This is a genomic window from Sporosarcina sp. FA15, from assembly GCF_051550195.1.
GTDB lineage: Bacteria > Bacillota > Bacilli > Bacillales_A > Planococcaceae > Sporosarcina > Sporosarcina psychrophila.
Genome location: NZ_CP188818.1, coordinates 2,327,389 through 2,340,902, shown reverse-complemented (window position 1 = coordinate 2,340,902; position 13,514 = coordinate 2,327,389). Strand labels below are relative to the sequence as shown.

Sequence of the window (13,514 nt, the reverse complement as noted above, 5' to 3'; positions counted from 1 at the left end):
GTCATCTCCTAGTTTGATATCTCTTCATCTTCAGCGGTTTAAGATGTTGTGGACGCTCCTTCATTTTGACTAAAGGCCCTCGAATGAATAGGTCAATCCAATCTTTTCCATAGAAAGGGGCAACAGGGGATAAATATGGCTGCTTGAGTGAAGACAAGCCATTAAGGTGGGCTAAAATGATAATCATTCCCAGAACAATCCCCACTATCCCAAGAAACGAAGAAAATACAAGAAGAATGAATTGAATCAATGAATTCGCCTTTGTCATAAGGTAATTGGGACCAAGAAAGGATCCAATAGTTGAAATCCCTACCATGACAATTAACACCTTACTTGCAAAACCAGCCTCAACTGCTGCTTGACCAATTACAATGCCCCCAATAACCCCAAGCGTTTGACCTGTTTTTGTTGGCATCCGTAAACTTGCTTCTTTTATAATTTCAATAAAAATTAACATGATAAATGCTTCCCAAAAAGGAGTGAACGGAAGCTTGCTCCTTGACTCCACTAAGACCAAAAGTGTTTGTAAAGGAATCATTTGATAATGATGAGTTGTTAATGCCACGTAGAATGGAATCAATGTGATAGACAGAATAAAACTTACATATCGGAGGATGCGCAAAAAACTGGCAACTACCCATCGATTAATATAATCCTCTGGTGATTGGAACAAATGAAAAAATGTAATTGGAGCAACGAGAGCAAAAGGTGTATTATCTACCAGAATCGTAATTTTTCCTATTCCCAGAGAATAAGCAACAACATCAGGCCGGTCAGTTTGCTGAAACTGAGGAAAAATACTGTCTTGATGGTCCTCCATGAATACCGCAACTTGAGAAGAATCAAAGAAGAGATCATAATTAATTTCCGAAATCTTCTTTTTGACGGTTGAAACAAATTCTGGATTGGTCAGCCCTTCTATGTACAATAAGACCACATTTGTCTCACTTAAAGAACCAACGGTGAACTTCTCTGTTTTCAGATCATGTGTTGGAAGACGTCTACGAATGAGCGTAATATTTTGTTCTAGCTGTTCACTGAAGCTGTCTTTTGCTCCTAAAAGGATGGTTTCAGTATCGGATGGTTCAATTGCACGTCCAAGTGGATTTTTTAAAGGGATAGCGAACCAAAGGTTTGACGAAGAGTCAAATAACAAGACTGATCCTTTAAACAGCTGCTTTTTTGCCTCTTTAAAAGTGGAAATGGAGTTTATTGTTGAGTGAACATTGCATTCCTGAATGGATTGTTTGGAACAGTTAGATAAAGGTTTTACAATGCTTTCATTTAATCTTTCTTGGTCAATCAGGGTTCTTACGTAGATAAGATCAACATTTTGATTTTCAGAAATGTTGATTTCCACAAATTCCGCATCATCCATTTGAACGAGGGCTTTTTTTAGAGCCTCTACTGATAATTCTGATTCTGCGTTTGATTGAGGAACAGGCTTATTTTCATTTGATTGTTTTTTCCAAAACATTTACATCCCTCACCTCTGTGTGTAAAAAAGCATTGGTAAATTCTATTGTTAGCTTTTTAAGTTTAAAATATACCAAACTATATTAATAAGTAGCTGAGGCACAACCTTAACCCTAACCTCAAGATAACCAAAGGCGATCCATAAACAAATGAAGGACAGAAGAAATTTGCTCACTTTCTCAAGCAAGATTCACTCCCTTATGTACCCATAAATTTGAAAAAGAATGAGTGTTTCATCATCTAAAAGGATAATCGCATAAAAAAAACAGCCATCTCTAAAAGTTAGATGGCCGCTTTACAGGGCAGTTTTTCTTATGGAGTAAGAAGTTGAATACTTCCTCAATCGGGTATTATGTAAACTAAGTAAGCATAAAAAATGTATGCTATTTATAATTAAAAATTATTCAACAGGGGTATTTTAAAGCAATAAATCGTCTTTTTATATAATAAAACCAACTTTGGCGTATACTATGTATGAAGCAGATGCTTTGATCAGAGCGGTGGGCCTGATCATCCCGCGTGAGGGACATAAAAGATTTCACGATCCGTCCAGTTATGGGATATCTTCCGTAATCGACCACCATTAAACTTTTCATTTCAGAATGGCCTTGGGCAGCTTTGCTCAAGGTCATTTTTTTTAGGAGATTATAGATAAATTGCTAGATTGCTTACTTCAGAGGAACTTAAAAAAGTACAACGAAAACCTATCGAATCTGAATTGTCACTTAAAAGTCTTCAATTATTTTATAAAGAACACTTAATGCATAAAATATTTGTATTTGAACTGGATGAACCTTCACAACCTATTATTAAATTGATATTCGAGGCAGATAATTTTAGTCATTTTATAGGTTTCCAACATATTTTTGAAAATGAACAAAATGCTTCCGATTATCAGGGGTATGACGGGTACTGTAAAATCGAGAACTCTGAAGTCACAATGGATACATTTAAAGAACCAAGAATTAAAGATAAGTATAAATAAAATCGGGAAAGAATTTTATACTTCCCTTTTATTTATCAATTGATAACAAATCCAACAGTAATATTATTCAATCCTGAAAATAGCAAAAAAGATGGCATACTAAACGGCTCACGAAAGACGTAATCAATGCAATAGAGCTTTATATAAACGAATACGGTCTTAGAGCAGACGATTACTTTGTAGGGAGAGTATATAAGAATGGACGCTATGAGAGCACAGCTATTAGTGAAATAGGTTATTGTAAAGCTCTGCAGCGGTGGACCGGGGGACTTACCGGATACAATTTCAGGAAAAGCCAAGTGGTGGCCATGCACGCAGCAGGTGCAGATTTACCAACTATCGCGCAACAAACAGGACATAAATCATTGGAAACTTTAGTTCAGCATTATCTAACTGTGTCTGAGACAACCTTGGATAAATATTTGTAGGTATAGAAGAAAAATTAATTTGGGTATTATAAAAACCTCTTTTACCATTCTCGGTAAAGGAGGTTATAGGAGCTTCTTCTATTATAATGTGCTAGATGTTTCTTCTTCGAGTGCTTTCACTAATTTATAAAAACTAGTTTTCTTAACCCCAGCTTCCTGCATTGCTTGCACTGCTGTTAATTCTTTAGCTCTCCATTTTCTGTAAACCTCTTTAAACTCTTCTGAAAGCAGAACTTTAGGTCTTCCAAACTGAACCCCATTTTGCAACGCCAAATCAATTCCTTCACGCTGCCGTTTCCGGATACGTTCTCGTTCCTCTTCAGCCATCCAGGAAAGGATTTGCAAAACCAAGTCCGCAATAAATGACCCCATACTATCTTTGTATTGCGTCGTATCGAGTAACGGCATATCCATTACAACAATATCAGCTTCGATGTTTTTCGTAAGGTCATTCCATTCCTGTAGGATTTCTTCTTTGTTCCGACCAAACCGATCCAACGAATGGATATACAATATGTCGCCTTTTCGGATAATCCGTTTGAGCAATTGATAGTTTACACGTTCAAAGTTCTTTCCACTTTGCTTATCCAAATAGATATCGCGTTCATTAATATCTAATTTTTTGATAGCTTCCAATTGCCGACCTTCATTTTGATCTTTACTGCTGACGCGTATGTAACCAAATTTACGTTGCTCCATAATTCACCTCGAAAAAAGATTCTTTTCCCTTATTATACCTGAAAATCGTTCGCAAAAGTGTATTATAATTTATGAACGTTCGTAAAGTTTTTTAATACATTTATGAACAATGTTTCTGTTGTTTTTGAGTCCTTTTTAAACTGTTCGTAAAAGTGTACTTATGCGAACGCTTTTTTTTAGTAATACAACTTTTTATGTAATGGTAAGATTTGTATATGATTATGCGATTGAAAAATGATAAGGTAAATTTTTATGGATGAAACGGAAAAAGACAGAGTTAGAAGATTATTAACTTCAATTACCCATGTTCAAAATAGTCTCTTAAGAGAAAGAATACTTCAGGAGTTATAGGTAGAGAAGGAACTTACCAAAGGGTTTCTTCTTTTCTTTTAGTAACAGATAAAAGTAATAATAATTTCAAATAAATTATTCGTGAATGAATGAGTACCCTATAAAAATTACATACCTAGCTTTCTACCTTGTTTATTTCACTCCGAGTGAGTTGTTCGAAAGCCTTGTATTTCCTCGTCATTTCCCGCTTAAAATCGGTCTCTTATGCGGTGGCCGCCTTCAGCGTACTTCATAAATGATAAAGAATCTCCTCATTTTCATTATCGATACTTGCCTTTGTCGGTTAAGCTTAGCAAATCGTGGATATTAAAATCGTGTAAGCAAAATAACAACAAGAATCATTTTGCCTTGGAAAATTTATATATATTTTTTGAAAAGTTGTAACGGAATTTGCGGTCAAGGTATTAATACTAAGAACAGTGAGAGTGAGGGCCGTCATGAATAAGCTTGAAGATGAATATGAAGAGATCCAACCGAAAATATATGCGTTTTTTTATGCCAAGACAGGAAATCGGGCGACCTCTCAGGATCTCTGTCACGATACCTTTTATGAAGCGTGTAAAAATATTGCATCTTTTAATGGCCATTCCACCTTGTCGACGTGGATGTTCTCAATTGCCAACAACTTATTAAAAAAGTATTACCGCAAAAATAAATATCAACAGAGCTTAATGGAAAAGCTCGCAATAATTCCGGAAGCTGAAATACAGTCAATAGAAGAGTTAACGGAAGTCAATGAAGATACAAAAATGCTGTTGCACCATATCTCGAAAATGGAGGATGCTGCGAGGGAAATTGTATTACTGCGCATATACGGCGAGCTGAGTTTTGCAGAAATCGGCGTGTTGATCGGTAAATCGGAAAACTACGCACGCGTAACTTTTCACCGGTTGAAATTAAGAATTCAAAAAGCGATGGAGGTGACTTTATGAATAAAGAATGTGCCATTGTACAAGATTTATTGCCTTTATATGAAGAAGAGTTATTGCAGGAGGAAACCAAACGATTTGTTGAAGAGCATCTGCAAAGCTGCCCAAAATGCTGCCATATCGCAGAACAGTCACAAATTCCGCTGCCTGTACAAGTAAAGCCGGGGAGTTCTTCTAAAAAAATGATCCGGAAAATAACCGTGCGTTTGACAACGATACAGATTTTCTTTGTGGCCATTGCCTTTATATTAGCAATGAGCACCACCATTATGAATGACAACAAGACCTTTATCCTGACCTATGCCATTTTAGGGGCCGTCACCTACCTGTTTTATCGTTCGGTCCTCGTTGCTGTATTGCTCGCTGGTGTACCGAACTTCATTTGGAATTGCCTGCTATATATGACAGATTGGTTCGGCGAATTTTATGCTGAAAGTTTTTCTGAAGCTCTTCAATTATCGTTGTTTTCCTTAATTGTCCACCTGCTGTTTACATTTATCGGAATCGTCATCGGCTTTTGTATTCTTAAAATAATGGAGGAAAATTAATCATGAAAAAGAAAATAATATACAGTGTAATTGCAATTTTATTAATTGCCGCCGTCGTGTTCGCTTACATACAAATGAGCGGAAATCCAATTGAGAAAAACAGGGCAAAAGAGAGCCTGGAAGCGTTTTTAGAACAAACTTATCCGGACATGGACTATGAGATCAAGCGGTCGGCAGAGTATGGATGGATCGATGGCACTTTTCGTTTTAAAGTAGTGGAAAAGGAACCGATAGGAGTTGAAACCACCTATATGTTCGATGTCTCCGCTTTCGAACCGTACGAAATTCTTGGCGATACAATCCACGTATCCAAAATCGACAAAGCGGCCTCAAAAAAAATAAATGCAGAGGCGGAGCAATATATTCTAGCGCTTCTACAGAAAAGAGTTCCAGAAATCAATGGAGTGTCCACAGATGTAGAAGTATACAGCAACGAAGTCGCGGAATGGACGCCCCAGCTGAAAACACCAAAGCCCATGCTCATTATGACGGAAATTGAAAAAGGCGACTTGACCAAAGAGCAAATGCTGCAGCAGAGCAAGGCGATCCAACAGCAGTTGAACGGCGAATCCATTGATTATTATATGGCTGAAGTCGGATACCACAGCATTGTAGACGGGGAAGAAATTTATGATTATGTGAGTTTTACGCCAAAACAAGAACTGACGATAGATGATGTGAATTAAAAATGAAGATACTTTATACAGTTTTATTTTGAATAGTTGAGAAAGAAAGATTTTCCGCTTCGGAGCAAAACCAATAAAAAAGAGCCTTTGAGGATCTTGAATAAAAATAAACCAGCAAGGTTGTATGCTACATCACTTTGGTAGACATTACACCCGATATTTCCCACTTATCTATGAAACTCTTCTCGTTTCCATTCGTATATGTATCATTAAGAAAAAATAGAAAAGAGGGAATATTAATGAAATCCATTACGAAAAAACGTACAAAAGCGATTCTGATTGACCTTGCAATTTCAAAGGCTGTAACAGCATGTGTTGAGTATTTCTTGCGGAAAAAGGTAAAAAATGAAGCTTTTCATGCTCTAGTGACACCAACTCTCGTCGTCATGTGGTCATTGGAATATGCACAGCTGCGTAAATATGGTCAGACAATCGGTTATAAAACAATGGGACTAACCCTAGAAAATCAAGATGGCTCAGAACTAACATCTAATCAAATCATTAAACGGTTGGCTTATCGAGATACTTTGAGTACGCTTGATTACTTAAAAAATCGGCAAGCGTTTGAAGTACAAGATGGGGCAATTCTTCCTCATGACCAGGTTTCGGGTACGGTTGTTAGAGAGGTTTAACATGAAGTAAAAGGATGGTTTACAAGAGCAGGGCACCTAAGGAATTTCAATTCACATCGAAATCCCGATTGTTAAACTAAAGCACCCATTATTTTGAGTGAGATTATTCAGAACACTTTATGTTAATACCCAATTATTAATGTTACGATAAATTATGGAAATATATTTAGGAGGATTATCATGAGAAAAGTATTATCTATTTTGTTGACATTCGTATTATTGCTTTCACTAGCTCCGCAGACGAAGGCTAACAATGTTGGTTTTAAAGACGTGCCTAAAAGCCATCCGAATTACACAGAAATTATGTATCTACTGGAAAAGGGGGTTATTGAGCCTGCTGAAAAGTTTGGGGTTAATCAAAAAGTCACACGAGAAGAAGTTGCAATAACGGTTGCTAAGGCAATTGGACTTGATGGAAAGAAAACCAAAACGAAGTTTAAAGACGTACCGGAGAGTAGGCATTCTTCGGGTTATATTAATTCAGCAGTCAGGGCTGGAATTATTAATGGATATCCAGACGGTACATTTAAACCGACACAACAAGTAACAAGAGGTCATATGGCAGCCTTTATAGCAAATGCCTTTAAATTGACCAATCAAGCAGATATAAAATTTAAAGATGTTCCTAAAGGATCAACTTCATATGTTGCTGTCAGGAAGTTAGCAGCAGCCAATATAACCTCGGGCTATCCGGATGGTACATTTAAACCGAATGAGGGTCTATCTAGAGCACATATATCTGCATTTCTTGCGAGAGCGATGAATCCGGCTTTTCGCCGTGCTTCAGAGTCGTACTATGGTGAGTGGATTATTAATCAAGTTCAAGCTTATGGAGTAGGTACTTATAGTAGTGAGGATGCAGAAAGTTTATTAGGGAAAAGTTTAACTTTTACAGCTAATAAAGCAAGTTGTTTTGGAGATAAACCTTCAGATATAGTAAAGGTGGCTACCAATCCTATTTACACCGAAACGATTATTCCAGCAAGTGATTTCGTAGAAAAACATCGTATCCCATTTGATCTTTTAGGTCTTAAAGCACCTATTACAGAAATTAATGTTTCAGATTCAAAAGGCCATGTTTCTACATTCTTCATAAAAGATGATAATACATTAATTATATCCGGTGGTGGCACATATTTTGAGCTTATTAGGAAAGTCTCAAAGAATAAGTAGGTAATGTGGTAGATTCTAAGAACAAAACAATTACAATAAATTAGGTAGAACTGTTTTTCTCAACAGATGAAAAGAGACTCAATGAGATAGGCATGAAAAGTGAAGATTTAACAACAGGTTTTTATATTTATAACGAAGATGAAATTCTAGCTTATGATGATGCTATGCCTATGACACACTGCGAAGCAGTCGGAATCATGGCAATTTGGAATGAAGAGTTATGTGCAGAGTGTATGTGGCAACACAAGAGTTGTTGGTGGGTTTAATTAAAAATAGCTCGGTTCCTATTTTGAACTGAACCCCAAATGGTAGACACTTTAAAAAAGTGACACCATTTGGGGTTTTTTCTGTCTAAAAGCTTAGGTATACTGAAGATAAATATCCTGACAGGAGTGTTTTCAATGAGTAAAATACTTTTTAATGAACACCAGCGTAGATTATTAGAAGCGAATCCTAATATGAACTCAGTTTCAGATCGCTCTATCCAATATAAACCTGAATTTAAAGTATTAGCTGTCAAAGAGAATCAGAGCGGAAAAGGAAGTCCTGGTCGTCCATCAACTGAAGGATTATCTCCTGAGAAAAAACTTGAAAAAGCTGAAGCACGTATTAAATATCTTGAAGCCGAGGTCGAATTGTTAAAAAAGCTCGAGGAACTAGAGAGGTAGGTGAAAAAATAATACTAACATCAGCCGAAAAATATCAGGTGATTAATGAAGTGATTCGTAAATTTCAATTAAAGAGGTGCACAGCTCACCTATGTAAAGTCGCAAAAGTACATAGAAGTGGCTACTATGCATGGCTCGAAAAAACTGAGGTCCATGCTATACGTGAGGAAAATGATTATCAAGACTACCTTTTACTTAAATGTGTTTATGATGCGTGGTTTCCAAAATGGCGTATGCCCATGAGTTTATAGAGGATTTCAAGGATAAGTATAATACACAAGTAGGGGATAGGGGAATAAAACTTTCCGGTGGACAACGTCAAAGGATTGGTATAGCACGCGTTTTACTTAGGGATCCAGAAATTTTATTACTAGATGAAGCTACTTCGAATCTTGATACAAAGTCAGAAGCTGTTGTTCAATACGCATTAAATAATTTGATGGAAAGTAGGACAACACTAATAATTGCACATCGACTATCAACAATTCTTAATTCAGATAAAATCATAGTTATTGAAAATGGACAAGTTACTGGCTCAGGTACACACGTAGAGTTAATTGAAAAACATCCTCTGTATAAGGAACTTGCAGCTCAACAACAGTTAATACCTGAGTTATCCAAAATTTAATTTCCAAATACGTAGTTTAACTTTTTGGAGTCACATCACTTTAGCAGGTGGTCGTTTAAAGAGGTTTCTAAAAAAAATTGGAAAGAAAAAACAATTTTTTCTATTATTATCGATAAAGTGAGTCAGACTCCCGCAAATGACTATAAAGCTGAATGAAATATGGATTGTATTTTTGTTTTTTGACAACATCATTTTTGAGAGGCTTCCTATTTGAACTGTGGCACTTTTTTGAAATTCACTACCTAGTGAACATAATGAACTTTTGGCTATAAAAGTATTGACAATACGATATGCTACGAGAGAGGGGCAATATGATGAAAAGGTTTATGTTAATCGCTGTGGTTTTCCTCATCTTAACTGGATGTAAACAAAATGTAGTTGTCGAAAATCAAAACATGGAAGATGTATACTTTACGCAAGAAAAATACTTTCCAACAAACGAGTGGAGGAAATCCACTCCTGAAGCTCAAGGAATGGACACGGAAAAGTTGATGGATTTTTTTAATGAGGTCAATGAAAAAGCAACTGGAACTAATAGTGTAATCCTTACTAGAAATGGTTATATTGTTGCTGAAAAATATAGTGAGGGATACACACCTGAAATAAAGCAGCGAATCTATTCAGCTACTAAAAGTATAACCTCAGCTCTCATCGGCATTGCAGTAGATCAGGGGATCCTCAAATTGGAAGAGCGTGTCGTGGATATCTTCTCGGAGAAAGATATTCAGAACCTAGACAGTGATAAAAATCAAATTACTGTTAAGGATTTGTTGTCCATGCGATCTGGACTTGAGTATGATAATAGTAATGATAGTGGTAGCGATGATGTAATGATTTGGGAAGTGAAAGATCCAGTGTCATTTCTTTTAAATAAACCAATGAGAGTTTCACCTGATACTCAATACCATTATAGTTCTGGAGATTCTTTTTTATTGACAGCAATCCTTCAGAAAAAGTCAGGCATGAAAACAGTAGAGTTCGCAGATACATATCTTTTTGAACCGCTTAACATACAAAATAGAGAATTTGTAGAGAGAGATAATATCGCAGTAGGCGGCAATGGGCTAATAATGACACCACGTGACATGGCGAAAATAGGTTTTTTATATTTAAATGAAGGTAAATGGGATGGGGAAACACTTATATCCGAGCAATGGATTGAAGAATCAACCAAAAAGTCATCAGAAGATCGATTTATTTATTTTAGAGGAAGTCATTATGGTTATCAGTGGGTTATTGATGAAATAGAGGGTCATTATGTTTACTCTGCTCAGGGGGGATACGGACAATATATATATGTTATCCCTGATTTAGAGATTGTTGCAGTATTTACATCGGGATATGATGCACCTGAAACTAACAATAAATTAAAAGACAGTGTAAAGTTCATTGTGAATGCGGCTGTATCAGAAGAGGCTCTTGCATCAAATAATGAAAAATACAATTCACTTGAGTCGATAAAGTTGGAAAATAGAGTGAAGGATGAGAGAGAGAAACAATCTATGCCCCCTAAGGACATAAAAAAAATTGATGAGCAAAGCTATGTCTTCGATTCCAATGAATTAGGGTGGAAAGAGCTACGTCTATCATTTAAAGGTAAAAATGAAGCTGCGTTAAAAGTATGGCTATATGATGGCATTGAGGAGGATTTATCAATTGCTTTAGGTGATACCCCTTTAATTAGCCAAACTACCTTTGGGGTAATTTCGGTAAGTAGACAGTGGAAAGATGAAAATACACTCATCTTATATATAGATCATCTGGAATATTTGTATAATTACTCCATTGAAATTCGTTTTGAGGATAATTACGAGTTAATTGAGGTGAAGGAAATATGGGAGGATGTTGAATACAACAGTTTTGAAGGAAAAAAGAAATAATTAGGTATAAGTGTGTGCTGCGAAATTATAATACACACAATTGCGGTGGTTATGTGAAGGTTCACAGTTTATAGTTGCTGAAATATCTAGGTTGCTTTGGATAGCGATAACATCAGCTGAAGTCATGAGTAGCAATCGGTTTTCCATCAGTGATAGGTCGAATTGATAGTCATAGAGTGGATGTGCCTTCAAATAGCTATGGATCTCCTCACAAAGCGACTCTGCTCCTGGCTTATCACGCCGATTAATCACATCTTGGAAATGTTCGCGAAACTGTATAAATTGTTCAGGAGACGAGTGTGCAGTTACACTTTCTAACGATATATTCAACCTTTGCAGTAACTGTTGCAGAACCGCATCACTTGGCATTGTCACTCCATGTTCGATTTTACTCAAGTGAGAAATAGAACAAATATTATTTGCCAGATTCTCTTGCTTCATGTTTTGCTTCAGCCATTCCGTTCGAATGAGTTGTCCAATGTCCAATTTTTTATCCAATTCAGGATGAATGGCAAGAACTTGTGGGTGGCCTATACCAAAATCAAGACTTAGTGATTTGTACGAATACGGGAACCATGCAAGATCCGCGAAATGTAATCCGAGCCATGAAGCGCATTGTAAAAGAGGCTAAAGTGACAGCGATCCGCTTTCATGATATGCGGCACACGCATGCTTCCATCTTGATAGCGGAAGGAGTCGACGTTGTTAAAATAGCGGCTCGACTTGGACATACAAATCCCAAAATTACGTTAGAATTTTATGCCCATCTATTACCTAAATCACATAGTGACGTTGCAGATATTTTCCACAATGCGATTCGAAAACATACGGATGACCTGCAATAAAAGCTGCGGACAAATGGCGGACATTAGGTAAAAATCCGTAGAAAAAAAGACCTCCAAGCACAAGGCCTGAACGTCTTTTTTATGGAAAAACCTTTGTTCCTAAAGGTTTTCTTCGGGTTTGGCACCCAATGGTCCCGACTGGGCTCGAACCAGCGACCCCTACCTTGTCGAGGTAGTGCTCTCCCAGCTGAGCTACGGAACCGGGAATTAAATTGTGTTTCTGCTTACTGCACATTTATTATTATAGCGGGTCTGTAATAGAAGTCAACACCTTTAGGAAAAGTTTTTTAAAAAAGAGTATAATAGACACTAGAATGCTGTAAAAAAAGGGGGTGTTTCTTATCGACGTTCAATTTTCATTGCCTTATGTCTATGATTTCGATCGGGCAATTATTCGGTTGGCAGGGGACCCGGTGAATTCTGTGGATTTGCAAAGCCGCATAGTGCGCATCCCTATGGAAGAGGGAAATAATATCACGTTGCAAAGTACAGGCACGAAACAACTACCTGCATTTATAGTGGGAAATGCAATTGATGATAGTCAAATTGAAACGGTTAAATCAATCTTTCATTTTGATAAACCGTTGGATGCAATCGGGTTACATTTTGCGGGAACAGATCTTGGGCCGCTATTTCTTGAGTATGAAGGAACCCCGCTTGTTAAAAGTTTTTCATTATATGGAACACTAATGAAAAGCATCATTCACCAGCAACTCAATTTGTCGTTCTCACATACGTTGACGCAACGTTTTGTAGAATCATTTGGGGAGATGGTCGATGACGTCTGGCGTTATCCATCCCCTGAGCGTATTGCGTCGCTTGACGTCTCAGTACTTCGAGACCTGCAGTTTAGCACGCGTAAGGCTGAATATGTCATTGGCTTGTCGCAATCGATTGCAGAGGGGACGCTTGACCTTGAGCAGTTCAGGAAAATGGATGACGATGAAGTAACTTCAAAACTTGTTGCTTACCGTGGTGTAGGACCTTGGACTGCGCAAGGTTTCCTAATGTCTGGGCTCGGACGTCCAAATTTATTCCCACTGGCGGATATTGGTTTGCAAAACGCATTGAAGCAGGTGTGGAAGATGGATCGTAAGCCCACGCAAGATGAAATGCTTGCCCGTTTTCCAGAGTGGTCACCGTACCTAAGTTATGCAGCACATTATCTGTGGCACAGTATTGAGTGACGTATATAGGGAACTAAACAACGCTTGCCTAGAACTGCACAACATAAGCCTAAAACTAAACAACACACACTCGAAAGATCAACTCACCATTCGTACACATAAAAAAACAGCTTTCCCATTTTAAATACATGGAAAGGCTGTTTTTATGGTCCGTTGGAAATTGGTATCGTTGACAAGTTAGTTACAATAATTATCAGTGTGTAGGCACCTGTAGTTGCTTCTCTTCATCAAAATAAAGGAAATTTTCTTCTTCAAGTTCTACAAGACGTTCTTTATTAATCCCCAATGAAAGATTTCCTTCAAAGATCGTTTCCCACCAAGTATCAGTTGTTGTCATGTCCATTTCCTCCTTTAAATTCTTTGTTATTTGAACATTCTATTCCCTTCAATGCTATAATA

At 37.2% G+C, this 13,514-nt stretch carries 15 protein-coding genes, 1 tRNA gene and 1 pseudogene; 12 read left to right on the top strand and 5 right to left on the bottom strand.

Features of this window, described 5'->3' with window-relative positions:
- Position 1: 1 nt before the first annotated feature.
- Positions 2-1,477 carry a spore germination protein gene (locus ACP8HG_RS11275; RefSeq protein WP_338655664.1) on the bottom strand — a complete coding sequence of 492 codons (1,476 nt, stop codon included), beginning with the start codon at positions 1,475-1,477 and terminating at the stop codon, positions 2-4.
- A gap of 663 nt (positions 1,478-2,140) precedes the next feature.
- Here ACP8HG_RS11275 and ACP8HG_RS11270 point away from each other — a divergent pair.
- On the top strand, positions 2,141-2,461 hold the full coding sequence (locus ACP8HG_RS11270) for a hypothetical protein (RefSeq protein WP_438296295.1): 321 nt from the start codon (positions 2,141-2,143) through the stop codon (positions 2,459-2,461).
- A gap of 509 nt (positions 2,462-2,970) precedes the next feature.
- On the opposite strand, the gene ACP8HG_RS11265 is transcribed toward ACP8HG_RS11270, so the two are convergent.
- Positions 2,971-3,588 carry a recombinase family protein gene (locus tag ACP8HG_RS11265; protein WP_338655668.1) on the bottom strand — a complete coding sequence of 206 codons (618 nt, stop codon included), beginning with the start codon at positions 3,586-3,588 and terminating at the stop codon, positions 2,971-2,973.
- Between the two features lie 788 nt (positions 3,589-4,376).
- On the opposite strand from ACP8HG_RS11265, the gene ACP8HG_RS11260 reads away from it, so the two are divergent.
- From ACP8HG_RS11260 to ACP8HG_RS11220, 9 genes and pseudogenes are all read left to right on the top strand, one after another.
- Complete coding sequence (locus ACP8HG_RS11260) at positions 4,377-4,871, top strand: RNA polymerase sigma factor (protein WP_067211747.1); 495 nt, start codon at positions 4,377-4,379, stop codon at positions 4,869-4,871.
- Positions 4,868-5,416 (top strand): zf-HC2 domain-containing protein, encoded by a 549-nt coding sequence (locus ACP8HG_RS11255; RefSeq protein WP_187045500.1) that lies wholly within the window; start codon positions 4,868-4,870, stop codon positions 5,414-5,416. The genes ACP8HG_RS11260 and ACP8HG_RS11255 overlap by 4 nt, the downstream gene beginning before the upstream one ends.
- Positions 5,417-5,418: 2 nt before the next feature.
- Positions 5,419-6,102 (top strand): hypothetical protein, encoded by a 684-nt coding sequence (locus tag ACP8HG_RS11250; protein WP_187045499.1) that lies wholly within the window; start codon positions 5,419-5,421, stop codon positions 6,100-6,102.
- Between the two features lie 239 nt (positions 6,103-6,341).
- Positions 6,342-6,734, top strand: coding sequence for an RDD family protein (locus ACP8HG_RS11245; RefSeq protein WP_187045498.1), 393 nt, complete (start codon positions 6,342-6,344; stop codon positions 6,732-6,734).
- Between the two features lie 180 nt (positions 6,735-6,914).
- Entirely contained in the window at positions 6,915-7,907 is a 993-nt protein-coding gene (locus ACP8HG_RS11240) for an S-layer homology domain-containing protein (protein WP_438296291.1), read from the top strand.
- Positions 7,908-7,999: 92 nt separating this feature from the next.
- Entirely contained in the window at positions 8,000-8,173 is a 174-nt protein-coding gene (locus tag ACP8HG_RS11235; protein WP_338655674.1) for a hypothetical protein, read from the top strand.
- 135 nt (positions 8,174-8,308) lie between these two features.
- Positions 8,309-8,575, top strand: coding sequence for a hypothetical protein (locus tag ACP8HG_RS11230; protein WP_438296288.1), 267 nt, complete (start codon positions 8,309-8,311; stop codon positions 8,573-8,575).
- A 220-nt stretch (positions 8,576-8,795) separates the two neighbouring features.
- Positions 8,796-9,203 (top strand): annotated as a pseudogene (locus ACP8HG_RS11225) (ATP-binding cassette domain-containing protein); the annotation flags it as partial.
- A 311-nt stretch (positions 9,204-9,514) separates the two neighbouring features.
- Complete coding sequence (locus tag ACP8HG_RS11220; protein WP_438296286.1) at positions 9,515-11,083, top strand: serine hydrolase domain-containing protein; 1,569 nt, start codon at positions 9,515-9,517, stop codon at positions 11,081-11,083.
- Here the strand turns inward: ACP8HG_RS11220 and ACP8HG_RS11215 are convergent, their stop codons facing one another.
- Entirely contained in the window at positions 11,084-11,524 is a 441-nt protein-coding gene (locus tag ACP8HG_RS11215; RefSeq protein ID WP_438298646.1) for a helix-turn-helix domain-containing protein, read from the bottom strand.
- A gap of 80 nt (positions 11,525-11,604) precedes the next feature.
- Here ACP8HG_RS11215 and ACP8HG_RS11210 point away from each other — a divergent pair, with 80 nt between their 5' ends.
- On the top strand, positions 11,605-11,928 hold the full coding sequence (locus ACP8HG_RS11210; RefSeq protein ID WP_067211718.1) for a tyrosine-type recombinase/integrase: 324 nt from the start codon (positions 11,605-11,607) through the stop codon (positions 11,926-11,928).
- Positions 11,929-12,057: 129 nt separating this feature from the next.
- Here ACP8HG_RS11210 and ACP8HG_RS11205 read toward each other — a convergent pair.
- Positions 12,058-12,130 (bottom strand) — tRNA-Val (locus tag ACP8HG_RS11205).
- 139 nt (positions 12,131-12,269) lie between these two features.
- Here ACP8HG_RS11205 and ACP8HG_RS11200 point away from each other — a divergent pair.
- Positions 12,270-13,115: a DNA-3-methyladenine glycosylase family protein gene (locus tag ACP8HG_RS11200; RefSeq protein ID WP_340742527.1), complete on the top strand. Its 846-nt coding sequence runs from the start codon at positions 12,270-12,272 to the stop codon at positions 13,113-13,115.
- 193 nt (positions 13,116-13,308) lie between these two features.
- On the opposite strand, the gene ACP8HG_RS11195 is transcribed toward ACP8HG_RS11200, so the two are convergent.
- Positions 13,309-13,452: a hypothetical protein gene (locus tag ACP8HG_RS11195; RefSeq protein ID WP_187045496.1), complete on the bottom strand. Its 144-nt coding sequence runs from the start codon at positions 13,450-13,452 to the stop codon at positions 13,309-13,311.
- Between the last annotated feature and the right edge of the window lie 62 nt (positions 13,453-13,514).